General features: G+C 72.3%; 18 protein-coding genes and 2 pseudogenes. 12 read left to right on the plus strand and 8 right to left on the minus strand.

Translation table 11 applies throughout. From position 1 onward, the window contains the following. Positions 1-9: 9 nt before the first annotated feature. The gene (locus tag KIK06_RS13920) at positions 10-1,215 is read left to right on the plus strand and encodes a PucR family transcriptional regulator (RefSeq protein ID WP_268643458.1); all 1,206 of its coding nucleotides are present in this window, start codon (positions 10-12) and stop codon (positions 1,213-1,215) included. A gap of 11 nt (positions 1,216-1,226) precedes the next feature. On the opposite strand, the gene KIK06_RS13925 is transcribed toward KIK06_RS13920, so the two are convergent. After that, complete coding sequence (locus KIK06_RS13925; RefSeq protein ID WP_268643459.1) at positions 1,227-2,195, minus strand: LLM class F420-dependent oxidoreductase; 969 nt, start codon at positions 2,193-2,195, stop codon at positions 1,227-1,229. A gap of 263 nt (positions 2,196-2,458) precedes the next feature. On the opposite strand from KIK06_RS13925, the gene KIK06_RS13930 reads away from it, so the two are divergent. The 4 genes from KIK06_RS13930 to KIK06_RS13945 all read left to right on the plus strand — a co-directional run bounded on the left by KIK06_RS13930 (position 2,459) and on the right by KIK06_RS13945 (position 5,611). After that, positions 2,459-2,989 carry a YbhB/YbcL family Raf kinase inhibitor-like protein gene (locus tag KIK06_RS13930; RefSeq protein ID WP_268643460.1) on the plus strand — a complete coding sequence of 177 codons (531 nt, stop codon included), beginning with the start codon at positions 2,459-2,461 and terminating at the stop codon, positions 2,987-2,989. 247 nt (positions 2,990-3,236) lie between these two features. Beyond that, a complete protein-coding gene (locus KIK06_RS13935; RefSeq protein ID WP_268645989.1) occupies positions 3,237-4,232 on the plus strand; it encodes an ATP-grasp domain-containing protein in 996 nt (331 codons plus the stop codon). Positions 4,233-4,246: 14 nt separating this feature from the next. Next, positions 4,247-5,017, plus strand: a complete 771-nt coding sequence (locus KIK06_RS13940) for a 3'(2'),5'-bisphosphate nucleotidase CysQ family protein (protein ID WP_442789825.1) — start codon at positions 4,247-4,249, stop codon at positions 5,015-5,017. A 126-nt stretch (positions 5,018-5,143) separates the two neighbouring features. Then, positions 5,144-5,611 carry a DUF1707 SHOCT-like domain-containing protein gene (locus tag KIK06_RS13945; protein WP_086003002.1) on the plus strand — a complete coding sequence of 156 codons (468 nt, stop codon included), beginning with the start codon at positions 5,144-5,146 and terminating at the stop codon, positions 5,609-5,611. Between the two features lie 294 nt (positions 5,612-5,905). Here KIK06_RS13945 and KIK06_RS13950 read toward each other — a convergent pair whose 3' ends face one another. Then, a complete protein-coding gene (locus KIK06_RS13950) occupies positions 5,906-6,400 on the minus strand; it encodes a DUF3145 domain-containing protein (protein WP_026127479.1) in 495 nt (164 codons plus the stop codon). A 475-nt stretch (positions 6,401-6,875) separates the two neighbouring features. Between KIK06_RS13950 and KIK06_RS13955 the strand changes: the two genes are divergently transcribed. The 3 genes from KIK06_RS13955 to KIK06_RS13965 all read left to right on the plus strand — a co-directional run bounded on the left by KIK06_RS13955 (position 6,876) and on the right by KIK06_RS13965 (position 10,138). After that, a complete protein-coding gene (locus KIK06_RS13955) occupies positions 6,876-7,343 on the plus strand; it encodes an RNA polymerase sigma factor (protein ID WP_327084684.1) in 468 nt (155 codons plus the stop codon). Further along, a complete protein-coding gene (locus tag KIK06_RS13960; RefSeq protein ID WP_017597888.1) occupies positions 7,340-7,762 on the plus strand; it encodes a hypothetical protein in 423 nt (140 codons plus the stop codon). The genes KIK06_RS13955 and KIK06_RS13960 overlap by 4 nt, the downstream gene beginning before the upstream one ends. A 285-nt stretch (positions 7,763-8,047) precedes the next feature. Continuing rightward, a complete protein-coding gene (locus KIK06_RS13965) occupies positions 8,048-10,138 on the plus strand; it encodes a CHAT domain-containing protein (protein ID WP_268643463.1) in 2,091 nt (696 codons plus the stop codon). Between the two features lie 32 nt (positions 10,139-10,170). On the opposite strand, the gene KIK06_RS13970 is transcribed toward KIK06_RS13965, so the two are convergent. From KIK06_RS13970 to KIK06_RS13985, 4 genes are all read right to left on the minus strand, one after another. After that, positions 10,171-10,824, minus strand: a complete 654-nt coding sequence (locus tag KIK06_RS13970) for an MBL fold metallo-hydrolase (RefSeq protein ID WP_017597886.1) — start codon at positions 10,822-10,824, stop codon at positions 10,171-10,173. Between the two features lie 129 nt (positions 10,825-10,953). Beyond that, entirely contained in the window at positions 10,954-11,775 is an 822-nt protein-coding gene (locus tag KIK06_RS13975) for an enoyl-CoA hydratase-related protein (RefSeq protein WP_017597885.1), read from the minus strand. Positions 11,776-12,070: 295 nt separating this feature from the next. Then, positions 12,071-12,664: a DUF5998 family protein gene (locus tag KIK06_RS13980; protein WP_040688619.1), complete on the minus strand. Its 594-nt coding sequence runs from the start codon at positions 12,662-12,664 to the stop codon at positions 12,071-12,073. 68 nt (positions 12,665-12,732) lie between these two features. Continuing rightward, on the minus strand, positions 12,733-15,450 hold the full coding sequence (locus tag KIK06_RS13985) for a bifunctional acetate--CoA ligase family protein/GNAT family N-acetyltransferase (protein WP_017597883.1): 2,718 nt from the start codon (positions 15,448-15,450) through the stop codon (positions 12,733-12,735). A gap of 249 nt (positions 15,451-15,699) precedes the next feature. Here KIK06_RS13985 and KIK06_RS13990 point away from each other — a divergent pair, with 249 nt between their 5' ends. Continuing rightward, positions 15,700-16,635, plus strand: coding sequence for a carbohydrate kinase family protein (locus KIK06_RS13990; RefSeq protein WP_268643465.1), 936 nt, complete (start codon positions 15,700-15,702; stop codon positions 16,633-16,635). 217 nt (positions 16,636-16,852) lie between these two features. On the opposite strand, the gene KIK06_RS13995 is transcribed toward KIK06_RS13990, so the two are convergent. Then, positions 16,853-19,075 carry a RecQ family ATP-dependent DNA helicase gene (locus KIK06_RS13995; RefSeq protein WP_268643466.1) on the minus strand — a complete coding sequence of 741 codons (2,223 nt, stop codon included), beginning with the start codon at positions 19,073-19,075 and terminating at the stop codon, positions 16,853-16,855. 238 nt (positions 19,076-19,313) lie between these two features. On the opposite strand from KIK06_RS13995, the pseudogene KIK06_RS14000 reads away from it, so the two are divergent. After that, positions 19,314-19,919: pseudogene (locus KIK06_RS14000) on the plus strand (glycosyl hydrolase); the annotation flags it as partial. Positions 19,920-20,083: 164 nt separating this feature from the next. Here KIK06_RS14000 and KIK06_RS14005 read toward each other — a convergent pair. Beyond that, positions 20,084-21,244, minus strand: coding sequence for an RNA-guided endonuclease InsQ/TnpB family protein (locus KIK06_RS14005; protein WP_268643467.1), 1,161 nt, complete (start codon positions 21,242-21,244; stop codon positions 20,084-20,086). Positions 21,245-21,296: 52 nt separating this feature from the next. On the opposite strand from KIK06_RS14005, the pseudogene KIK06_RS14010 reads away from it, so the two are divergent. Both KIK06_RS14010 and KIK06_RS14015 read left to right on the plus strand, forming a co-directional pair. Next, a pseudogene (locus KIK06_RS14010) lies at positions 21,297-21,878 on the plus strand (hypothetical protein); the annotation flags it as partial. Between the two features lie 179 nt (positions 21,879-22,057). Beyond that, positions 22,058-24,544, plus strand: coding sequence for a DNA gyrase/topoisomerase IV subunit A (locus KIK06_RS14015; protein WP_268643468.1), 2,487 nt, complete (start codon positions 22,058-22,060; stop codon positions 24,542-24,544). Positions 24,545-24,600 lie beyond the last annotated feature (56 nt).

Raw genomic sequence — 24,600 nt, forward strand, 5'->3', positions numbered from 1 at the left:
GGAGGTGGCATGTCGTATCCGCGGTGGCAGGAGACTGCGACGGACCCGTTCTCCCGGTTCCCCCCGGGTGTGGGCGCTCGGCTGCGCCCCCTGGTGCCGGGGCTGGCGCGGAGCACGGTCGAGGCGGTCCGACGCCGCGCGGAGGCGCACGGCCCGTCCTTGGATCCCGGTGAGGCCGAGGCGTGGCGCGGGCTGATCGCGTCGGCGGCGTACGCGTTCCTCGACCGGGCCGAGGGCGGCCGCCCCTTCGACGGGCCCGCCGGCGTCACCGAGGAGTTCCGCGCGTTCGGAGCCGGTGAGGCTCGCGGCGGGCGGACGCTGGAGCGCCTGCACACCGGGACGCGCACGGCGGTGGCGATCGCGTGGCGGCGGCTGGCGGTCACGGACGCGTTCACCCGCCAGGACGTGGTGGTCCTGGGCGAGGCGCTGTTCGCCTTCCAGGAGGAGGTCACCGCGGCCGCCGCCGAGGGCCACGCCGAGGTACGCCGGGCCGACGCCGACCAGCGCGAGCGCGGACGGACACGGCTGCTGGAGGAGTTGCTGGCGGGGGTCGGCGGCGACAGCGGAGCGGTGCCGGCGCTGGCCCGGGCGGCGCGGTGGCGGGTCCCCGACCGGGTGGCGGTGGCGGTGCTGCTGCCCGGGAAGAAGTCCGCGCCCCCCGCACTGCCGTCCGACGTCCTGGTGGACCTGGAGCGGAGCGAGCCGTGCGCGTTGGTGCCCGATCCGGACGGGCCCGGACGGCTGCGGACCCTGGAGCGATCGCTGCGCGGCGGCTCGGCGACCCTGGGACCGAGCGTGGCGCCGGAGGAGGCGCCCGTCTCACTCTCGCGGGCCCGTGACCTGGCTGACCTGGTCCGTTCCGGGGTGGTGCCCGGGGGTGGCGTCGTACGGTGGGCCGATCACCTGTCGACTCTGCTGCTGTCACGGGACACCGCTCTGATGGCGGAGCTGGCGCGAAGGCGACTGGCTCCGATGGCGCGGCTCCGGTCGCCCCAGCGGGACCGGATGGCCGACACTCTGCTGGCGTGGTTGGAGACGGGGTTCAACGCCAACGAGGCGGCGGTCCGGCTGCGTGTGCACCCGCAGACCGTACGGTACCGGATACGCAGGTTGGACGAGCTGTTCGGCCCGCGCCTGCGTGACCCGGGGGCCCGGTTCGAGCTGGAGCTGGTGCTGCGCGCCCGCCGCCTGCTGGGGCCGTTGGAGTCGCGTTGACCCCGACGGCGTCAGGTCACGGGGGCGAGCGCGCGCACGGCGGCCACGGGGTCGCCGGGCACGAGCGGCGCGATGACGGGGGTGGTCACCCCGGCGTCGGCGTAGGCGCGGATCCGCTCACGGCAGTACTCCGCGGGGCCGTGCACGATCAGGTCGTCCACGACCGAGTCGGGGATGGCCTCCAGCGCGCCCTTGCGGTCGCCCTCGTCCCACGCCTTCCACATGGGGGTGAGCTCCTCGCGTCCGAGCCATTCGTGGAAGGCCCGGTAGACGGGGACGTTGAGGTAAGCGGAGATGGCCCAGCGGCCGATGCCCCGGGCCGTGTCCGGATCGGTGTCGGGGATCGCGAAGATCCGGGCGACCACCTCCCGGTCCCGCCCGTCCTCGGCGGCTCCGCGCACGTGGGGGGCGACCGTGCGCACGTCCTCGGCGGACAGCCAGTTGATGATCGCCCCGTCGCCCTCGCGTCCCGCCAGCCGCAGCATGCCCGGTCGCAGGGCCGCGACGAACAGCGGAGGGGCCTGTTCGGGCACCGCCCCGAGGGTGAACCCCTGAACGGAGAAGGTGTCGTACTCGGCCTTGACCTTCGCTCCGGTCAGCGCCTCGCGGAGGAAGCGCAGGGTGTCGCGGATCCGCTTGTAGGGCTCCGTGAAGGGGATGGAGTTCCACCTCTCCACGATGACGTTGGACGAGGTGCCGATTCCCAGCGCGAAGCGGCCGGGCGCGGCGGCGGCCATCGCGGCGGCGCTCATCGCCAGGGTCGCGGGACCGCGCGTGTACACGGGAACGATGGCTGTGCCCAGCCGAAGGCTCGGCGCCCACACACTGGCGAGGGCGAGCGGTGTGAAGGCGTCGGCGCCGTTGGCCTCGGCCGACCAGACGTCGGTGTAGCCGAGGTCGGGCAGCTGCTCGATGACGGACCTCTGTTCCAGGAGGGGGACCCCCTCCAAGGGGATGGTGATGCCCCAGCGAGCGGTCATGGCGACTCCCTGTCGGTGGATCGGATACCGAATCTGGTTCGTGTCCGCTGTCGCCCCCGACCATACCGCGCGGTCGGTATGTCGTCTCCCCCGGGCGGTGCCGTCCAACACGGCGAGTACCCGGATGCGACGGAGTATCCCCGTGAGGCGTATGTTCAGAGAACCTGACGGAACGCCGTACCCGGCGCGGACCGACGTACCGGCACGACGTCGTGTCCGTCAGGTACCGGACCCACTCCCGCGAACGAAGGAGGACCCCGATCGTGGCCATGCCACCCTCCCCCTACGACTTCCTGCCCGAGCTGCCGACGTTCACCCTGACCAGTGACGACGTAGCCGACGGGAAGACCCTGTCCAAGCCCCAGGTCAGCGGGATCATGGGGGCGGGCGGCGAGGACGTCTCGCCGCACCTGTCCTGGAGCGGTTTCCCCGAGGGGACGCGGAGCTTCGCCGTCACCTGCTTCGACCCCGACGCGCCGACCGCCAGCGGATTCTGGCACTGGTCGGTGTGCAACATCCCGGTCGAGGTGACCGAGTTGGCGGCGGGCGCCGCGAACAGTTCCGGTCTGCCGGAATCGGCCGTGACCGTGCGCAACGACGCCGGGGGCCACGGCTACGTCGGCGCCGCGCCGCCGCCCGGGCACGGACCGCACCGCTACATGTTCGCGGTCCACGCCGTGGACGTGCCCCGCCTCGACGTGGACGCCTCGGCCAGCCCCGCCTTCGTCGGTTTCAACCTGTTCTCGCACGCCATCGCGCGTGCGGTCATCGCGCCCGTGTACGAGCGCGCCTGAGGACGGACCGACCTGATCGGGGGCGGGTGCGCGGCGTCGCCGGGCACCCGCCCCCGCCCCTCTCCCTCCCGGGGGCGTGGGATACACGCGCGAGGGGCCCTTTCGGTTGACACCGCAACCGGATTCGGCCAAGACCGGGGTGAACTCCGCCCGGGCCCCCTAGGCTCGTCGCACGGTCGTCCCGACCGCCCCCACACCCCGGGAGGGATCAGCGGTGCCCCAGCAACCAGCGACGAGGCCGACGGTCGTGGTGACGACGGCGGGTTCGGCCCCGACCCCCGGCACCATCCTCCACCTGCGCGAGGCGGGGTTCCGGGTGGTCGCCACCGACATCGACCCCGCCGCACCCGGCCTGTACCTCGCCGATCGCGGATACCTGGTGCCCCCCGGCGACGGCGACGCCTTCCTGCCCCGGATGCGGGAGCTGTGCGCACGGGAGCGGGCGGTCGCGGTGGTCCCCCTCGTGGACGAGGAGCTGGTCCCGATCGCGGCGCTCGCCGACGACGGAGTGGCCGTGCTGCTCCCCCGGGCGGAGTTCGTCGCGACCTGCCTCGACAAGGCGCTGCTCATGCGGCGACTGGACGCGGCCGGGATCGGTGTCCCCCGCACCTGGTCGGCGACGGACTGGCCGTCCGACGCCGCGGACGCCCCCGGCGGGTTCGTCGTCAAGCCCCGCAGCGGCCGGGGCAGCCGCGGCGTGGCGGTCATCGGCTCCCGTGAGGACCTGCCCCGGGTCGTGTCCGAGGGCGGGTACGCGGCCGAGGACCTCATCGTCCAGGAGTGCGTCACCGGCCCCGAGTTCACGGTGTCGGTGGTGGTGTGGCGCGACGGCCGGGTGCAGGCGGTGGTGCCCAAGGAGGTGGTCCTCAAACAGGGGGTCACCCGGTACGCGGTGACGCGCCGCGCCCCGGCGGTGGCGGAGTCCTGCCGGGCCGTGCAGTCGGCCCTGCGCGCCGACGGGCCGTTCAACGTGCAGTTGTGCCTGGACGCCGAGGGCAGGCCCCGGATCTTCGAGATCAACCCGCGCTTCTCCTCGACGGCCGCGTTGACGGCGGCGGCCGGGGTCGACGAGATCGCGGGCCTGCTGCGACAGGCGGTCGCGGACGGGCCGCCGCTGACCGACACGTGGCGGGAGGGCGTGGCGATGGTACGGCGGTGGACGGACGAGTTCATCAGCGAGGAGGAGTTCACCTCGCACGGCCTGTCCCCCGCTCCCGAGGCGGCCGGGACGGTGTCCCGGTGAACGGCGCGCACCCGATGGCGGAGGCGGCCGCGGCGGCGGTCACGGAGGTCGGCGCCCTGCTCAAGGAGTGGCGCACCGACCCCGACGCGCTCGGCGGTGTCTGGGAGGGGAGCCAGTTCAAGGCACGGGCCGACGCCATGGCGCACCGCGCGCTGTCCGAGCGGCTGTCGGCGATCGACCGGGAGGTCCCCGTGGTGAGCGAGGAGGACCCGGCGTCGCTGGTCCGGGAACGGCCGCCGCGCTACTGGTTGATCGACCCCATCGACGGGACCGCCAGCTACACCCACGGGTTCCCGGGCTACGTCACCCAGGCCGCCCTGGTGGTCGACGGCCGACCCGAGGTGGCGGCCGTGTTCGCCCCGGAGACCGCGACGCTGTACACGGCCGTCCGGGGCCGGGGCGCCCGGCGGAACGGCCGGCTCCTGACCGAGGGCACGCAGGCGCCACCCGGGACGGGTGTGCTCACCGACAACACGCCCGAGCCCCGGGGGATCGCCCGGCGGATCTACGACCACTTCGGGTACGGCGGCTACCTGGAGAGCGGCAGCATAGCGCTGAAGCTGTGCAGGGTGGCCGAGGGGTCGGCGCATCTGTTCGTCAAGGACGTACCCGTGCGCGACTGGGACGTGGCCGCGCCCTCACTCGTGCTGGAGGAGGCGGGGGGCCGGGTCACCCGGCTGGACGGGTCCGGGTTCGGTTACCGGGGGAGCTACGAGCACACGGGCCTGGTGGGCGCCGCCGACCCCGCGACGGCCCTCGCCGTCATCCGCTGGTTAACGTCCTGACCTGCGCGGACATCAGACGTCAGGAGAGATCTGAGGGAAACCGCGAACCGGCCCCGCAGCGCCCTTCCCCGCATCCGACACGGCGCGTATGGTGTGGTCACCAACCGCGCTTGCTGGGGGTGGGAAGTGGGGCACCGACGTCTGCCTCCGCACCAGATGCGCGCCTCGGACGCCGAACGCGACCGTACGGTCGACCACCTCACCGTCGCGTTCGTGGAGGGTCGCCTGGACCTGGAGGAGTACGACCGCCGGGTGGGCCTGGCCCTGTCCTCGGTGCTGGTCGGGGAGCTGTGGTCGCTGACCACGGACCTCCCCCGCCCCGAGGGCTCGCGACCGGAGCCGGGCCCCGCCTCGGACCCGCGCCGGGAGCACGGTTCCGCCGCCGGGGACCTCGCCCCGACCGTGCCGGTGCGCGAGTGGGGCGACGAGTGGCGGTGGTGGGCGGGCGTCGCGGCCGTCCTCACCGCCGTGTGGGCGGTGGTGAGCCTGACGGCGGGTGAACTCGTACCGTACTGGCCGCTGGTGCCGTTGGGTGTCTGGGGGGCCGTGCTGGTCGCGGCCACCATCTGGCCCGGCGAGGACGGGCCGCGCTGAGGTTCCGGGCAGTGGCGAACCGGGCCGGTCACACCGCGGCCCCTTCGAGGCGGTCCCGGCCCTGCTCCGCGCCCCCGCCGGTCCCGGCCTCGGGCCACCGCACCGGGATCCGTGGCTCGTCCACAGCCCCGAGGAAGCACCTTGTCGAGCACCACACGACGGGAGACCCTAGATAAGGGGGTTCTCGATCCCCACCCGCCTCGTCGTGTCCTCAGGCCCTCCAGGCGTTCTCAGGTCCCCCGGGCGTCCCTGTCGCGCACCGCCCCGGATGTCGCGGTCCCGGCCCTGGCCGCCTCAGCCCACCGCGTGGAGCCAGCGGACCGGGGCTCCGTCGCCCGCGTACCGGAACGGCTCCAGCTCCTCGTCCCAGGCCCGCCCCATGAGGTGTTCGATCTCCGCGGCCAGGTCGGCGCCGCCCGCCGCGGATCGCGCCATCGCGTCGCGCAAGCGCCCCTCGGGCACGAGTACCTCGCCCGCGGCGCTGGTGATCGCGGTGAACATCCCCAAGGACGGCGTGTAGCTGTAGCGCACGCCGTCACACCCGGGCGACCCCTCCTCGGTCACCTCGAAGCGCAGGCGCTGCCACGAGTTCAGCGCCGAGGCCACCTCACCCGCGGTCCCCGGTCGGCCCTGCCAGTTCAGCTCGGCGCGGTGGTGGCCGGGGGCCGCCGGCTGCGCGACCCAGTCGAGTTTCACGGGTACGCCAACGACGCCCGCGACCGCCCACTCGACGTGTGGGCACAGCGCCGCGGGCGCTGAGTGGACGTACAAGACGCCACGTGCGGACACCGAACCTCCTGATACGAACGAGTGCGCTTCCCCGACGCCCTCGTACTTCACGAGAAGGTTGCAGACCCGCCTGAACACCTTTCGCCCCATTGTGCCCTAAGGGCTCTCTGGGTACCAGCGGTAACACCGGGATTTGCGGTGTTCCCACCGCGCCCAGGGCACCCAGGGACTAGCGTGACACCCGGAGCGGACAGGGAGTCTGATCATAGTGGGGGCGGGTGTGCCAGACCAGCCGTACGAGGGCATGAGCAGCCCCTCTTGCTCCCGGGGCACAGTGCTGTGGACCGATACCGGGAACGAAACCCCTTCCGCCTTGCCGGTTCCGGCCACTTCCACCCCGGAATCCACCGACCCCGCACCTTCCGAATCCGCTGACCCCGCACCTGCCGAATCCGCCGATCCCCCCGTTCTGGAACCCAGCGACGCCGACCTCGTCCGAGGCGCGCGGGAGGGCGACCCGCGGGCGTGGGAGGGTATCGTCGACCGCCACCTGCCCCTCGTGAACGCGATCGCCCGCTCCTACCGCCTCCCCGCCCCCGACCGCGAGGACGCGGTCCAAACCGTGTGGCTCACCCTCAACCAACACCTGCCGCGGCTCCGCTCCCCCGACCGGCTCCGCGCCTGGCTGCGCCGCGTCACCAACGACGTGTGCGCCCGCCAGCGCCGCCACGGCGCACGGCAGAGCCCGGTCGCCCCGGACGTCCTCACCCGCCTCCCCTTCCCCGACGGCCCCGACCTCGAATCCCAATACCTGGATCGGGAGCGGCACGAGGAACTGCACAGGGCGATCCGCCATCTGTCCCCACAGGACCGGATCGTGGCCCTGAGCCTCCTCGACGACACCCCGCGCGACCCGAACGCCCACGACGGCCCCCGCGTCGACGCCAACCAGCGCCGCCGTGTCAGGCGCCGGCTCCGCCGCATCCTGGAGGACCCGCGTTGAGGAAACCCACCGACCGCCTCCCCCCGTGGGCCACGGCCGGCCGGGACGCGGCCCTGGCCGCCTTCGACCGCCGCGACGACACCGCCGACCTCGCCGAGCTCACACTCCAGACACCGCCGGTCCCCGAGGACGCGCGCGGCACCGACGGTGCCCTGCTGACCACACTGCGGTTCGACCACGGTGACCTCGCCCTGGACCTGAGGATCCGTGTCCACGACACACACCGCTCCCTGTCCGGGCTGGTCACCGGGGACTTCGCGTTCGCCACCGTGGACATCCGGTACCCGGGCTCCGCCGATCGCCTCCGCGTCGGCGCCGACGGCCGCTTCTCCGTGTCCGGACTCCGGCGTGGGCCGCTCAGCCTCGCCCTGCACCGGACGGGCCACCCCCCGCTCGTCACGGGCTGGTTCGCCGTCTGAGCCCCGACGGAGCGACGGGCGGCCCGGAGACCGGGCACTCCGAGGGCGTCTGTCACGCACCGGCCGCCACAGAACAGGACACTCCGAATGCGGGTTCGGAACACACACGAACCCGGTGCGGTGCACCCGCCTTCACCCCGTTCGTCCGCGTTCGCCCCCGGCCCTTTTCCACAGGTTGTCCGCCAGGGCTCCCCCGCACGCCCGCCCGCTGCTATCAGTGGTTCCGAGCGGTTCCCGCGGCGCACCGGGCCCGAGCCACCCCCTCGCGAAAGGCGGCGCGCACACGTGACCTCCAACGTCCACCGGTCCGACCCACCGTCCGGCCGCCACCTCCTGGCCCGGGTCAGGCGCGGGGTGCGGCTGGCACGCAGCGGCCTGTTCGAGACCACGGCCGACCTCCTCACCGACACCCACCGCCGCCTGCGCGGCCACCCCGTCGCCGAGGACGCGCCGGTCCTTCCGGGAGTCCTGGTCAACCTGGGGTTGGCCCAGACCATGTGCGGCCGTTTCGGCCAGGCCGAGGACCACCTCGCCGAGGCGCACACGCTCACCAGCGAACGCGGGCTCCCGCTCATGGGCCTGGTCGCGCGGCACAACCAGGGGTGCCTCGCCCTCTACCGGGGCGACACCGTCACGGCCATCGACACCTTCCTGGGCCTGCTCCCCCGTCTGCCGGCCGCGCGACGCGAGGCCCTGCACGTGGACCTGGCCGAGGCCCTGCTGTCGGAGGGGCTGGTCGAGGAGGCCGCCGCCACCCTTGACGAGGGGCCGTGCGTCGAAGACGGCTCGACCTCCGCGACCGCCCTGCTCGTGGAGGCCAAACTGCGTTTCCTGGAGGGGGACCGCCAACGCGCGGGCGAACTCACGCGGAAGGTGCGGGGCACGTTCGGACCGGGATCGCTGTGGTACCGGCTGGCGGCCCGTCTCGAACGCATCACCCTCGCCCCCGCACGGCCCACGCGGACGAGTCCGCGCGCGACCGCGAGCGCGGTTCCGGGATCGACCCCGGTCGGCCGGGCCAGGAACGGTCTGCGCATCCGGATCCCCCTCGCCGCCCCGTCCGCGCCGTCCCACGGGCGGGCCGCCCCTCGGCGGGCCCTGGACGTCCTGGAGCGAGGGACCGCGCCCATCCCCGGCCCATGGCTGGGAGCCGCCGCCCACGACCCCCATGTCGTCCGCGCCGGCCTGGAGCTCGCTCTCCTCGCCGGGACGGCCGCGACCGCCCTGGAGTGGGCGGAGCTGACCCGTACCTGGGCGGCCGCGCACGTCCCGGGGCCGCACGAACCCGCCGCCCCGGCCCTGACCGATCTGGCCGGGCGGTACCGTGCCGCCCTCGCCCACGGCCGAGGACCGCGGGCCGACCATCACGCGCGGCTGTGGGAGGCGGCCCGATGGCGCGTGTGCCGCACGCCCGCCGAGGGGCGCGCCGCACCTCCCGCACCGGAGCCGGTCACCGCCGAACTGTTGGACAGGCTGGGGTCGGACCGGGCGTTCGTCCACCTCACCTGGGCCGGGCAGGACGCCGTCGCCCTGGTCGCGGTGGCCGGGAAGGTGCACGCGCGCCCCCTGGGCCCGCTCTCCCCCACCGTCCATGCCCTGGCGCGGTTCACGCACGCGCTTCCGGCACCGGTGGGCCGCCTTCGCTCGGTGTCGGTCCGCGACGCCGCGGCGGAGGTGTCCCGGCTACTCCTGGCGCCGGTCCTGCCCCTGGTCGGAGACCGTCCGTTGGTGATGGCGGCCGATCCGCGCCTGGGCGACCCGCCGTGGGGGATGCTGCCCGCCCTGTGCGGACGGCCGGTGGACCTCGTGCCCACCGCACGGTTCTGGGTGGAGCACGCCGACCGGGCACGCCCGCCGTCGGAGCGTGTCCTGCTGGTGGCCGCACCCGCGCCCGACGGTGCCCGGCGGGAGGTGAGCGCGCTGACCCGCGTGTATCCGGGAGCACGTGTCCTCGACGGGGAAGGAGCTCGGTTGACCGAGGTGCTCACCGGGTTCGCGGACGCCGACATCGTTCACCTGGCCGGGCACGGCCACGTCCCCGACCGCGTACCCCTGCTCGCCTCGGTCGACCTGGCGGACGGCCCTCTGCTCGCCCGCGACCTGACCGGACTCACCACCGCGCCCGCCCTGGTGACCCTCTCGACCTGCTGGAACGGGCGCGGTTTCGGCGGTGTCACGGGAACCCCGTCGGGGTTCGTCGGCGCCCTGCACGCCCGCGGCGTACACACGGTGGTGGCCAGCCCGGTCCCCGTCCGGGACGCCGAGACAGAGGAGGCCATGGTGCGCTTCCACCGGGCGTTGGCGGCGGGGGTCCCGGCGTCCGAGGCGGTGGCCCTCCACCTCGGACCGGCCGGGTTCTGCTGCTTCGGCGCCTGATCGGACGCCCGGGCCGGTGGCTGCCCGGGCGACTACCAGCCGCGCTCGCTCCACTCCGGGAGCTTCGGGCGTTCGGCGCCCAGCGTGGTGTCACGTCCGTGCCCCGGGTAGACCCAGGTGTCGTCGGCCAGCTCGTCGAACAGGCGCTCGCTCACGTCGGCGAAGAGGGAACGGAAGTCCTCGTCGCGCAGCGTGCGGCCGACCCCGCCCGGGAACAGGGAGTCACCGGTGAACAGGTGGGTGTGTCCTTCGGGGTCGTCGTAGCGCAACGCGATCGACCCCGGCGTGTGCCCGCGCAGGTGGATCACGCTCAGGAAGCACTCGCCGACGGGCACCCGCGCGCCGTGTTCGACGGGCTCGTCCACGGACACGGGGAGCTCTTCCCCGTCGACGGGGTGGGCGACCGTACGGGCGCCGGTCTGGCCGACGACCTCGGCGAGGGCCCTCCAGTGGTCCTGGTGGCGGTGGGTGGTGATCACGCGGGCCAGTCCCCGCTCACCGATGAGGTCGAGGATGCGATCCGCCTCGTCGGCGGCGTCGATCAGGACACCCTCACCCGTGGCCCGGCAACGCAGCAGGTAGACGTTGTTGTCCATGGGGCCGACGGCGAGTTTGGCGATCGTCAGATGCGGTAGTTGGCGCAGGTCGGCGGGACCGCCGACCCTGGTATCTCCGGAGTAGCTCACTCCCCCATTGTGGCCCGTCCGCCGACGGCGACGCACCCGGGCCGAGATCGGACGCCCGGGTCACCGGAGCGTCCGACCTCTGGCCGCGGTCGGACGCGGCAACGGCGGGCCGCGGCCCCGCGGGGTCGGTTACTGGGCCCAGCGGGGAGGACGCTTCTCGAAGAAGGCCGCGCGGCCCTCGGCCGCGTCCTCTCCGGCGAAGAACTCGGCGGACAGCTCTCCCATGCGGGTGAAGGCCTCGGTGCGCCGGTCGACGGTGGCCAGGGCGCCGGAGCCGAGGTCGTCCAGGAGCTGCTTGGTGCGCGACAGCGCGCGCGGCGCCGACCCGCGCAGCCCCTGAAGGACCGCGTCCACGGCGTGCGTCATGTCCCGGTCCGGAACCGCCTGGGTGATCAGCCCGGCCTTGGCCGCCGCTGAGGCGTCGAACAGCTCCCCGGTGAGGAAGTAACGGCTGAGCTGGCGCGAGTGCATCCGCGCGGACACCGGGACGGAGATGATCGCCGGCACCACGCCGATGCGCACCTCGGTGAAGGCGAACGTCGCGCTCTTGGGCGCCAGCGCGATATCGGCGGAGGCCACCAGCCCGATCCCGCCCGCACGGGCAGCGCCGTTGAGTACCGCGATGACGGGTTTGGGGGCGCCCATGATCTGCTCGAAGATGGCCGGAAGCTCCGGCGCCGGTTCGACCGGCTCACCCCGAAGCGCCGCGCCGACCTCCTTCAGGTCGGCCCCGGCGCAAAAGACCGGCCCGGTCCCCGTGAGCACGATCCCGCGCACCTCGTCGTCGGCCATCGCGTCGGAGAGGGCCTTGGACAGTTCCGAGCGCAGCCGGGCGGACAGGGCGTTGCGGTTGCGGGGGGAGTCCATGGTGACCGTGGCGATGGCACGGTCGACGGTCAGGCGTACCAGGGGGGCGTCGTCCGGGGACTCCGGGGACGGGTGCTGCGTCATCGCAGACTGACCTTTCTCCGTGTGGGCGCGCGTCCGGGGGGACGCGGCGCGCACGTGCCCGGTTTGTGGCCTGGCACGTCTCGCTTGTGGCGGTATGCACGAATCCGGTTCAACCTTAGACGGATGGATTATTAAGGCACCACGCCTCCCCGCACCGTGTTCATTAAGTCCCTGTCACGGTTGTGTTTTTGGGTGCTCACCCGCCCGCCCGTCGCCCTCCACCACCCTCAACGGACGCCTCCGGCGCGGCTTCTCCCTCTTCGTCGCCCTCCACCACCCTCAACGGAGGTACCGGCTACCGGGCCGTCACCGCGGAGAGGGCGTCGGCGAAGTTCATCATCGCCGAGACCGCGGCGGCCCCGTCGGCGGCCTCGCTCACGCGCAGGGTGAGCGGCTCGGCCGTGATCGCCCCGGTGTACCCGTGGTCGAGTTCGCAGGTCTCGTCCGCGCAGGAGGCGGGTTCGAGGTCGATGTGAGCGGCGGTACCCCAGTTCACGGACAGGTTGACGCTCAGCACCAGCTCGCTCGGCAGGCTACCGGGCGTGTACTGGGCGGGGTTGGGGACCACCCGGGTGAGCGCGACCGACTGGACGTTACCGATCTGGATGCTGTCGGTGGTGGTCGACGCGTGCGAGGCACCGCCCGGCTCCGTGGGCGGGTGCTCGTCGGTGTGACACACCACGAGCCGGGTCGCGGTCAACAGCATCACGGTGATGTGCCGCCGCATCTCCATGGCCGGGTCGAAGGTCGCCTCGTGGTGGACGATGAAGGCTTCGGCGTCCTCGTCCCCCAAAGCCGTGGCGACGGCGTCGATCACCAGCGTGGGGTAGTACCCGCTCCGCTCGATCTCCAGCCGCCAGTCGGTGGACACGGCACGTGATTTCCTCATACTCCTATCCTGCCCTCTCCGGGCGACACTTCGCGACCGGGACGGCCAACGCCCGGACCAGCCCATGATCAGAAGGTCACCCCTCGCAGTCGGCGGGGGCCGACGTCGGGCCGGACCTCGGGAGCCTCACGCAACCACATACGTGCTCCCAGCACGTGCGCCCCGGTGGCGTTGACCAGAACCGGGTCCAGGTCCACGTACCCGATCTCGGGGAAGGCCTCGACCAGGCGCGACACCCGGATGAGCAGCTCCTCCAACGCCTCCACGTTGGGCTGTTCAGCCAGCGAGGTCGCGCCGGCGGGCAGTCCGAAGAGCAGGGGCGCGGCCCGGACGGCGTGGATGAGGTCGGCCGCGTCCATGTCCGTGAGGGGCGCCAGACGGAAGGAGCGGTCGTCGAGCAGCTCGGCGGTCACGTCGGCCAGTCCGAAGGAGACCACCGAACCGAACGACTTGTTGTCGCCGGCACGGACCACCGTGGGCACGCCGGGGGCGGCCATGCGCTGCACCACGAGATCGGCGTCCGCGCCGAAGCGGTCGTGCAGCGACAGGTAGGCGCTGCGCACATCGTCCGGGGTGCGCAGGTCGGCGCGTACGAACGTGCCGCCCGCCCGGACCCGCAGGTCGGGGGCGTCGGCCTTGACCACGACGGGGTAGCCGAGTTCACCAGCGGCCACCACGGCCTCGTCGGCGGACGTGACCGGGATGTCGGGATAGGCGGCGATGCCGTAGCAGGCCAGGAGGTCGCGCGCGTCCTCACTGGAGATCGCCGTCTCCTCGTCGTAACGGCGCTCCCCGCCGAACCAGGCGATCGTGTCCTCGCCGGGCGTGCCCTTGAGCGCGCGGGCGATGGTGGCGCGGGCCCGGGCGCGGTCGATGTCGGGCAGCTCCGGGTGGCGTCCGGGCTTGCGGTCGCGCCACTGGGCGTAGCGCGTGGCGTGGGCGAGCGCGCGTACCGCGTCCTCCGGTGAGGGGTAGGAGGGGACCGAACCGCGCAGCGTCTCCCCCCGCTCACCGACGTGGCGCAGCTCCTCGGGGATGCCCTGGCGGGCCAGGTACGTGGTGACCACCGGTTTGTCCGATCCCAGGGAGCGGGCGCGCAGCACGCGGGCGACGTCGTCACCGATCGGCTGGAGGGCGGGGACGAAGACGACCACGACCGAGTGCACGTCCTCCGCCGCCAGGGCGGTCTCCAGGGCCAGGTCGAAGTCCTCCGCCGTGGCCTGCGGGCCGAGGTTGACCGGCTCGTGCGGCTTGAGCCCCTGGCGCACGGCCGCATCCTTGACCAGGAGTTCCAGGGAATCGGAATTGCCGATGATGCCGACCTTCGGCCCCTCCGGCAGAGGTTGGTAGGCGAACACCTGGGCCGCGTCGAACATCTGCGTGATGTCGTCGACCCGCACCACGCCCGCCTGCTGGAACAGCGATGTGACCGCGTAGTCGGGCAGCGCGAGCCCGCCCGCGGCGTGTCCGGTCGGGGTGGCCTGAGCCGACCCACCGCTGCGCACCGCCACGACCGGCTTCTGCTTGGCCAGGCGACGGGCCAGCCGGGTGAACTTGCGCGGGTTGCCGAGCGACTCCAGGTACTGGAGCACGACCTCGGTGGCGGGGTCCTCCTGCCAGTACTGGACCAGGTCGTTGCCGGACACGTCGGCGCGATTGCCCGCGGAGACGAAGGTCGACAGCCCCATACCGCGTTCGGCGACGCGCTGGAGGATGGCGCGGCCGAGAGCGCCCGACTGGGAGAAGAAACCGATGGGCCCGCGTGGGGGCAGATCGGGGGAGAGGGTGGCGTTGAGTGAGACCGCCGGGTCGCTGTTGGCGATGCCCAGGCAGTTGGGTCCGACGACGCGCATCCCGGCGGCGCGGGCGGTACGCACGAGTTCGTCCTGTCGGGCGCGGCCCTCGGGGCCGACCTCACCGAACCCGGAGCTGACCACGACGAGGCCGTGCACGCCCTTCTCCGCGCACTGCTCGACGACCTCGGTGACGGCCTCGGCCCGTACCGCGACGACGGCCAGGTCGACCTGGTCGGGGATGTCGAGCACGGACGGGTAGGCGCGCACGCCCACGACCGCCTTGGCCTCGGGGTGGACCGGGTAGACCGGGCCCTGGAACTCACCGCCGAGGAGGTTGCGCAGCGCGGTCTGCCCGATGGTGTGCGCGGTGCGGCTGGCACCGATCACGGCCACGGACTCCGGGAAGAGCAAACGGGCGATCGAGCGCGACTCGGCGCGCTGCTCGCGGGCCTGCATGACTTCCTTCGCGTCATCCGTGGGCTGGAGGTCCAGGGTGAGCCGGATGACGCCCTCGTCGAACGTCTGCTGGGCCGTGTACCCGGCCTCACGGAAGACGTTGATCATCCGGCGGTTCTCGGGCAGGACGTCCGCGATGAACCGGCGCACGCCGCGCTCACGGGCGGCGGCGCCGATGTGCTCCAACAGAACCGAGGCCAACCCGCGCCCCTGGTGGGCGTCCTCCACCACGAAGGCGACCTCGGCCTCCTCCGGGGCGACCTTGTCGTAACGCACCACAGCGACGAGGGAGTCGGAGATGGTGGCCACCAGCGCCACGCGGTCCTCGTAGTCGACGGTGGTGAACCTGCGCACGTCACGGTCGGACAGCCGCGGGTAGGGCGCGAAGAAGCGGTAGTAGATCGTCTCCGGGGAGAGGCGTGAGTGGAACTCCCGGAGGAGGTCGGCGTCGTCAGGGGTGATGGGGCGCAGGTGCGCGGTGCCTCCGTCGGTGAGGACGACGTCGGCTTCCCAGTGGTTCGGGTAGGACTGCACGACTGCGAGACTAGACGACATTCGGTCGAATCTGGGGAAAGTCCATGCGGGAGGCCCGAAATGACGGGGTGCCGGTCCACCGCGCCGGAGGTCTCCGACACGAGCGGTCCGGTCGCGACGCACCGCCTGACGTGTCCTGTCGTGTATCCATGGCGCCGTCACTTCGTTACACGCCGCTGATCGTTAACCTGTTAACGTCGTGCGAGCACGGATTCTCACAACTCGGTGGTGGCTGGCGAAATGACACGAGTGGTCGTAATCGGTGACCTCATGACCGATGCCGTCGCGCAGGCGTTCCACCCGTTGGCCCGCGGCAGCGACACGCCTGCGTCCGTGACCATGTACGGCGGCGGTTCCGGCGCGAACATCGCCTCGTGGCTGGCCGTCGAGGGCGTCGACACGACGTTCGTGGGCCGCCGCGGCTCCGACATCACCGGCCGGACCCGTGAGATGGAGCTCATGGGGTACGGCCTGGACTCGCGCATGGTGATGGACCCGGAGCGGCCGACCGGAACGTGCGTCGTCATGATCACCCACCGCGGTGACCGGACGATGCTGAGCGACCCCGGCGCCAACGCCCGGCTCCAGCCCGAGGACCTGCCCCGCGACGTGTTCACCCCGGACGCGCACCTGCACGTGTCCGGGTACACCCTGATCAACCCCGACTCCCGGCGCGCCGCCCGGGTGGCGCTGCGCATGGCACGCGAGAGCGGCATGTCCATCTCGGTGGACGGCGGCTCCCACGCCCCGCTGGAACGCGCGGGCGCGGAGGACTTCCTGGAGTGGACGCAGGGCGTGCGGCTGCTGTTCGCCAACCTCCCCCAGGCCAAGGTGCTGTCCGGCAAGGAGGAGCCGGAGGCCGCCGCCAAGGTGCTGACGGCGCACTACCCCAACGTCGTGCTCAAGCTCGGCGAGGAGGGCGGCCTGTGGGCGTCCAAGACCCGCGAGGGCGTGGTGTCCGCCCCGGCCGAGCCGGTCGATCCGAAGCCGGGGTCGGTCGGCGCCGGTGACGCGTTCATCGCCGGGTTCCTGCCCGAGTGGCTGGCGGGCCGCCACCCGAAGGAGGCACTGGGTCGGGCGCACCGGCTCGCGGCGCGCGCCCTGCACCAGCCGGGTGCCCGCCCCGATCTGGGTGAGGGACAGCCGGTCCGCCGCGGCGCGCCGCGGGGACAGCGGCTGCGGTAGGCGGCGCTTGTTCCTGGCCTGCCCGGAGCCCGCCACCGGCCGGGGCCGCTTCGCGATGGGGCGGGCACCCTCAACCGACGTCTTCGACGCGACACCCACTCTGCACGAGCCCCCGAACGGCCAGGATCCTGCCCGTCCGTCGCCCTCCGCCACCCTCGACCGGCGCCTTACAGCGCAGTGACCTCCTCAACGACGGGCAGCATCCACCACACACGCCCTAGCCCCCGTTCGTGGCCAGGGTGAAGGGCAACACCTCGGGAGCCCCGGCCCGGCGTAGGAGGGCCGCACCCACGGTCAGGCTCCACCCCGTGTCCGTGTGGTCGTCCACCAGCAGCACCGGGCCCGGTGTTCCCGCTTGGAGGTCCACCAGACGCTGAGCCGTCTCATCGCCCAGAACCAGCTCCGAGTACACCTGGTGCAGACGCAGAGCGCTGTTGTGCCGTCTGGGCCCGGGGCCGCTCTCGGACCGGTACCCCAGCGCCCCGACCGGGGCCAGACGGCCCAGGTCGCAGAGTCTGCGCGCCAGGTCGGTGATCATCGCCGGCCTGGTGAGCGAGGGCATGACCACCACCCCCACCGGTCGGCGCTCCCATCCCCACGTGGCCAGGACCCGCACGACGCCCTGGAGCACGCGGTCGCTGACCGGTTCGTCGGGAGCGTCCTCGGCGAGGATGCGGCGCAGTTCGGTACCCCAGCCGACATCGGTGAGACGGGCCAGGGCCCGCCCCTCACCCGCGCGCAGCTCCTCCTTGATCTTCCCGGACAGTGTCACGCCCAGGGCGTCCATACCCGTGGGCCACTGGCGCCGGGGCGTGATCGGGGTTCCGGGCCGGTCCAGATGGTCGGCGGCCGCCGCGCGCCGCCCGGGATCGACGTCGGTGGGCCAGTACTCTCCGGTGCACACGTCGCAGCGTCCGCACGGCTCGGCCTGCGCGTCGTCCAGTTGACGCCGCAGGAACTCCATCCGGCAGGTGTCGGTGGACAGGTAGTCGAGCATGGCGCGCTGCTCCCGCTCGCGCGCCTCGGCGACGGCGGCGTAGCGTTCGGCGTCGTACTCCCAGGGCAGCCCGGTGGCGGTCCAGCCGCCGCGCACACGCCGGACCGCGCCGTCCACGTCGAGGACCTTGAGCATCTGCTCCAGCCTGGTGCGCCGCAGGTCCACACGGGTCTCCAGGCGCGCGACGGACATCGGCGCCCCCTCGGCCGCCAGGACGGCGAGGGTCTCGCGCACGGTGGCCTCCGGCGGGAAGGAGAGTCCGGCGAAGTACTCCCAGATCTGTGTGTCCTCCCGGCCGGGCAGCAGGACCACCTCGGCCCGTTCCACTCCGCGGCCCGCGCGTCCGACCTGCTGGTAGTAGGAGATCGGTGACTGCGGGGCGCCCAGGTGGACGACGAATCCGAGGTCGGGCTTGTCGAAGCCCATTCCCAGGGCACTCGTGGCCACCAGCGCCTTGACCCGGTTGGCCAGCAGGTCGTCCTCGGCGCGGCGCCGCTCGTCCGGGTCGGTCTGACCGGTGTAGGCGCGTACGTCCAGCCCCTGTTCGGAGAGGAACCGCGCGGTCTCCAGCGCCGCGCTGACGGTGAGCGTGTACACGATGCCCGACCCCTGGATCTTGGGCAGGTGCTCGGCCAGCCAGCTGAGCCGGGCGGTGGGGTCGGGCAGGCGTGCGACGGCCAGCCGCAGGCTCTCCCGCTCCAGGGAGCCGCGGAGGACGAGGGTGTCCTGACGCGTGTCACCCGAGCGGAGCTGTTCGGCGACGTCGCGGGTGACGCGCTCGTTGGCCGTGGCGGTGGTCGCGAGGACCGGGACGCCGTCGGGCAGGTCGTGCAGCAGGGAGCGGATCCTGCGGTAGTCGGGGCGAAAGTCGTGTCCCCAGTCCGACACGCAGTGCGCCTCGTCGATGACGACCAGGCCCGCCCCGGCGGCCAGTTCGGGCAGGACGCGGTCGCGGAACTCGGGGTTGTTCAGCCGTTCCGGGCTGACCAGCAGCACGTCCACCTCCCCGGCGGACACGTCGGCGTAGACGGTCTCCCACGCGGTGGTGTTGGCGCTGTTGATGGTGCGCGCCCGGATCCCGGCGCGCTCGGCGGCGGAGATCTGGTTCCGCATCAGGGCCAGCAACGGGGAGACGATGACGGTGGGCCCCGCCCCCTCGGCGCGCCGCAGGGCCGTGGCCACGAAGTACACGGCGGACTTGCCCCAGCCGGTGCGCTGGACGACCAGTGCTCTGCGACGCTCGGCGACCAGGGCGTGGATGGCGGTCCATTGATCCTCGCGCAGCCGCGCCGACTCCCCCGCCAACGCGCGCAGGTGCCGTTCGGCCGCCGCGCGCAGCGCGCCGTCGTGGGCCGGGCCCCCGTGGTCACGGGAGGCGTCGCGGCCGACGGGCCCGTCCGGGTCGGTCTCGGTGGTGTGCGCGTCGCCAGCAGGTGTCGCCATGCGTTCCTTGGTACCAGAGCGGAGGGACGTCGGAGCGGTTGTCCACAGCCCCGGCCGCCCGAACGGGGCGGGTTCGGCCCCCGTCTCCCCGGGACCTCCACCGACCACCACCTTCGGTAACGACCCGATAACTCCTCCGTCTGCCCTCATTGCCCACGGGTCACCCTTCCACCCACACTCGACCCCGACGTCCTGGGAGCGCTTCCATTCCCTACCCGCTACCGGAAGGAATGCCCCCATGAGAACCCCCCGCCCACCCGCGGACCCGCCCCCAACGCCGCTCAGCGTCCGCGCACGCCGCGGAGTGCTCGCCACCGCGACCGCCCTGGTCTGCGCCGCAGCCGTGACGGCCGCCCCACCTCCCGCCTCCGCCGCCGACGGCCCCGTCGGCTCCGGCGGCTCCGGCGGCTACACGGAGGGTCTGCCCGAGGGAGCCCCCGGTCCCTCGGACCTGAACGGCACGCCGGTCGCCCCCAAGGTCACCGACGACTTCGACGGCCCCGCCCCCACCAACGAGTGGTGGTCGTCGCTCATCTTCCAGCGCTACCCGGACAACCCGTACGGCGAGAACCTGTTCGCCCACCCCTTCAGCTTCCGCCCCCGCGCCGAGGGACTGGAGGTCGGCTATCCGGAACAGCACCGGATCGTCGCCGACGGACTCAAGGACGAGTACCCCCACCCCGCCGACCTGTCGATGGGCGTGGACGGCCTCACCTCCCCCGACACCAGGGTGGCCGACCACGGCGACTGGACCGTGACCCCCCGCTGGGAGGGGAACGGCCGGACTCTGCGCGTCACCGTCGGCCAGGGTCTGCCCTTCTCCTACGCCGACACCACGGGCGGCCTTCACCGACGTACCAGAGGAGCACTACGGCTTGACTTCCTCCCCTTGTCTGAGGGGATTCCGACCGGACCCAACGGCCTGGCCAGTGCCGCGCGCCTCACAGCAGCGGCTGGTTCCCGCTTCACCGACATGGCATCCCAGAGGTCTCCGCGGACTGGCACGGTTCACCCCGAAGGGCTAGTCCATCCGCGCATCAGGGTGTTCTGTGCCGCGTTCACGTCAGCATGGGCTGTGTGCCCGCATCCGGTGCACCGGAACCGCGATTGGCTCTCTCGCGACGCCGGGTCCACATGCTGGCACTCGACACAGGTCTGCGACGTGTAGGCGGGATTGACCTCCATGATCCGGGTCCCCGTGTGTCGGGCCTTGTTCACACAGGCGAGCTTGAAACCGTGCCACCCCTTGGCCAGGATCGCCCGGTTCAAACCCGCCTTCTGCCGAACGTTGTGGCCGGGAGCACCAGCGGTCCCCTTGGCGGACCGGGTCATGCCCGCCGTGTTCAGCTTCTCCAGGACCACGACCGCGTTCTTCTCGCACAGCACGTGCGCGGTCTGCGCAGCGAAGTCGGCACGCCGGGCACGCACCCGCCCGGTCAGTCTCGACAGCGCCACCTTGGTCCTGGCCCGGTTGGCGCTCCCTGTGCGCTGACGGGACAGCCGTCGCCGCAGACGCCGTTCGCGCTCGTGCTCCTTCGGCGACTGGAAGACCCGGTCGAACAGGTCCCCGTCACTGGTGGCCACCGCGACCGCGACCCCACGGTCCACACCCACCGCCGAGTCCGGCGCCGTGTGCGTCTTGGGTGTGCACTCACCGTCCTCGCACAGCAGCGACACGTACCAGTGGGCGCCGTCCCAGGAGACCGTGGCCGACCGGACCACGCCCTTGGGGGCGCGGGACCACCGGAACCGCACCCACCCCAGCTTGGGCAGCTTCACCCGGCCCCACCTACGGCCCAGCCGCTCCACGATGATCTGTTTGGCATCAGGGAACCGGTAGGAGGGCTTCCACCGTCCCTTGGCACGCCAGCGCACGTGGAACGTGCCATGGTCCCGGCAGGCACGGTCCAGATCTGTGAGGGTCTGCTGGAGAATGTGGGACGGTGCCGCCTTCAGCCAGGTCTCCTCGCGTTTGGCTTCGGCGAGTTGGGCGGCTTGCAGGTGGTAGCCGCAGAACGGCTGGTCGTATCCGCGCCGCCATCGTTGGACGGCCTGGCGGCGTTGATCAAGGGCGATGTTCCACACCGCACGGCAGATGTCGCCGTACTCCTCGCACCGCCCGGTCTGTTCGTTGGTGAGCGCCAGCCGATACCGGAACCCTGTCAACACCGTGGAAACACCTCCCCTCGATCCAACACAGCACCGTAATGGCGGCCACCGACATTCCGGGGGGCGCGGCTGCCCCGACGGCCCCCGCGCCCTGAGCCTCTTCGAGGAGCGGTGGACCTCGTACGAACCCGAGGCGGGTGAGTCCAGGCCGCACACCTACCAGTGGGTGTCGACCCTGGCCGAGGTGGGGACCGTGGACACCGCCGTCACGGCGGACACCGCGCACTACGCGGTCTTCGACGACGGCGGAGAGCGCACCCACACCGCGTTCAACCCGTCCGACACGCCGTTGGCCGTGACCTTCTCCGACGGAACTCGGCTCGACGTGGAGCCGCGCTCACTGGCGTCCACCACGGGTGAGGGCGGTGATCCCGGCGGCCCCACCGCCCTCTCCCTGCCCGTGGACTCCGGCGACGCGGTCGCCAACGCGGTCCAGATCCGTGTGGTCTACGACCTGGAGGGCTGGGAGGACTACACCCACGGCCGGGGACCGCTGAGCGCTGAGGGGTCCCTCGGCGACCTGAACGGCGGATCCGTCCGCGTCGAGCTGTGGAGCGCCCTGGGCGAGGCCCCCTCGACGGTCCTGACCGGGGCCGAGGACGGCGCCACCGTCACGATCCCCTTCTCCGACTGACGTCGGGGGCGGGGCCGACACGGCCCGGCTCCCAGCGTGGGGTGGTTTCCGTACCTGTTCGTGTGCGGGGCGGAAACCACCCCACGCATGCCCAAAACCCCCACAGTCGCACGGGTCACACGCCCCCAACCACGGGCCGACGTACGTTTCAGTCTCTGGAACAGGACAGAATTACGGTCATGGCCCGTACAACTTCCCGTCCCCCCGAGGATCTCGCCGAGAAGATCATCGACATCGACGTCTCCGAGGAGATGCGCGGCAGCTTCCTGGAGTACGCGTACTCGGTCATCTACCAGCGCGCGCTACCCGACGCCCGTGACGGCATGAAGCCCGTCCAGCGGCGGATCCTCTACCAGATGAACGAGATGGGGCTCCGCCCCGACCGCGGTCACGTCAAGTGCGCCCGCGTCGTCGGTGAGGTCATGGGCCGCCTGCACCCCCACGGCGACAGCGCCATCTACGACGCCCTGGTCCGGCTCAGCCAGTCCTTCGCCATGCGCGTACCGCTGGTCGACGGCCACGGCAACTTCGGTTCGCTCGGCGGCGACGACGCCCCCGCCGCCATGCGCTACACCGAGGCCCGTCTGGAGCGCAGCGCCGAACTCCTGGTCTCGTCCATCGACGAGAACGTCGTCGACTTCAAGCCGAACTACGACGGCCAGGAGACCGAGCCGGAGGTGCTGCCCGCGGCCTTCCCCAACCTCCTGGTCAACGGAGCCTCCGGCATCGCGGTCGGCATGGCCACCAACATGGCCCCGCACAACCTGGGCGAGGTCGTCGCCGCCGCACGCCACCTGATCGCCCACCCCGACGCCACCCTGGAGGAGCTCACCGAGTTCGTCCCGGGACCGGACCTGCCCACCGGCGGCACCATCGTCGGCCTGGACGGCGTCCGCGACGCCTACCGGAAGGGCCGGGGCACGTTCAAGACGCGCGCCACCGTCTCGATCGAGAAGGTGTCCGCCCGCCGCACCGGCCTGATCGTCACCGAGCTCCCCTACAGCGTGGGCCCGGAGAAGGTCATCAGCCGCATCAAGGAGCTGGTGCAGTCCAAGAAGCTCCAGGGCATCTCCGACCTCAAGGACCTCACCGACCGCAACCAGGGGCTGCGCCTGGTCATCGAGCTCAAGAACGGGTTCAACCCCGAGGCGGTCCTGGAGGAGCTCTACCGGCTCACGCCGATGGAGGAGTCCTTCGGCATCAACAACGTCGCCCTCGTCGACGGCCAGCCGCAGACCCTCGGCCTGCGCGAGCTGCTCCAGGTCTACGTCGACCACCGGCTCGACGTGGTCCGCCGCCGCAGCGAGTTCCGCAGGAGCAAGCGTCAGGAGCGTCTGCACCTGGTCGACGGCCTGCTCGTCGCGCTGCTCGACATCGACCGCGTGATCGCCCTGATCCGGGAGGCCGACGACACCGCCGCCGCCCGCGAGTCCCTCATGGGCGCCTACGAACTGTCCGAGATCCAGGCGCGCTACATCCTGGACACCCCGCTGCGGCGTCTGACCCGCTTCGACCGGCTGGAGCTGGAGACCGAGCGCGAGCAGCTCAACAAGGAGATCGCCGAGCTCACGTCCATCCTGGAGTCGGACAAGAAGCTGCGCCGCGTGGTGTCCAAGGAGCTCGCCGAGGTCTCGAAGAAGTTCGCCACCCCGCGCCGCACCCAGCTGCGCGAGAGCGACGGCGCCGCACGTGGCGCGGTGGTCCCCCTGGAGATGGCCGACCAGGCCTGCCACGTCCTGCTCGGCGTCGACGGCACCGTCGGCCGCAGCAAGGGCGCCGCCCCGCCGAGGATGTACGAGGGCCTGCGCACCAGACACGACGCGATCGCCACGGCCGTGCCCACGACCTCGCGTTCGGACGTCGGTCTCGTCACCGACCTGGGTCGGATGATCCGCGTTCCCGTCCTGGAGATCCCCGAACTCCCCGATGAGAGCGACGAACGACCGCCCCTGGCCGCCGGCCTGGACGTGGGCGAGTTCGTCGAGCTCGACGGGGACGAACGGGTGGTCTCGGTGGTGTCGATGGACACCTCCGGGCCCGGCTTCGCCGTGGGCACCGAGGGGGGTGTGGTCAAGCGGGTCGCCCCCGACTTCCCGCCCAACAAGGACGACTTCGAGGTCATCACGCTCAAGGACGGCGACCGCCTGGTCGGCGCCACCCAGCTGTCCACCGGTGAGGAGGACCTGGCGTTCGTCACCTCCGAGGCCCAGCTGCTGCGCTTCTCCGCGACCACCGTGCGCCCGCAGGGCCGTCCGGCGGGAGGTGTGGCGGGCGTCCGTCTGCCGGAGGAGGCGCGTGTCCTGTGGTTCGGCGCGGTCCACTCCCCCGAGGACTCGGTCGTGGTGACCGTCTCCGGTTCCTCCCACGCGCTGGAGGGCACCCAGGCCGGATCGGCCAAGGTCACCCCGTTCGAGGCCTATCCGTCGAAGGGTCGGGCGACCGGCGGGGTACGCTGCCACCGTTACCTCAAGGGCGAGGACACGCTGCTCTTCGCCTGGATCGGCAGGGCGCCGGCCCGGGCTTCGCGCGCGGACGGCAAGCCCGTGCGGCTGCCCGACACCAGCGAGCGCCGCGACGGATCCGGCGAGCCGCTCCCGCGTGCCATCACCACGGTGGGAACCGGGCGCACCAGTGTCGGGATCACCGCCCCCGAGAACAGCGTTTGAGTGTGTTGCAACACGCCGTGTACATGGGCCTGGTTCCATGTACACGGCCCATGACC

Origin of the sequence: Nocardiopsis sp. EMB25 (genome assembly GCF_026797795.1) — a bacterium.
Classification (GTDB): Bacteria; Actinomycetota; Actinomycetes; order Streptosporangiales; family Streptosporangiaceae; genus Nocardiopsis; species Nocardiopsis lucentensis.

What these genes read in the sequence shown, in the direction of transcription:
- KIK06_RS13940 (WP_442789825.1), top strand. Translation starts at nt 4,247, where the DNA reads ATGGCGGAGGCGGCCGCGGCGGCGGTCACGGAGGTCGGCGCCCTGCTC.
- KIK06_RS13995 (WP_268643466.1), bottom strand. Translation starts at nt 19,075, where the DNA reads ATGGCGACACCTGCTGGCGACGCGCACACCACCGAGACCGACCCGGAC.
- KIK06_RS14015 (WP_268643468.1), top strand. Translation starts at nt 22,058, where the DNA reads ATGGCCCGTACAACTTCCCGTCCCCCCGAGGATCTCGCCGAGAAGATC.
- KIK06_RS13980 (WP_040688619.1), bottom strand. Translation starts at nt 12,664, where the DNA reads ATGAGGAAATCACGTGCCGTGTCCACCGACTGGCGGCTGGAGATCGAG.
- KIK06_RS13925 (WP_268643459.1), bottom strand. Translation starts at nt 2,195, where the DNA reads ATGACCGCTCGCTGGGGCATCACCATCCCCTTGGAGGGGGTCCCCCTC.
- KIK06_RS13920 (WP_268643458.1), top strand. Translation starts at nt 10, where the DNA reads ATGTCGTATCCGCGGTGGCAGGAGACTGCGACGGACCCGTTCTCCCGG.
- KIK06_RS13975 (WP_017597885.1), bottom strand. Translation starts at nt 11,775, where the DNA reads ATGACGCAGCACCCGTCCCCGGAGTCCCCGGACGACGCCCCCCTGGTA.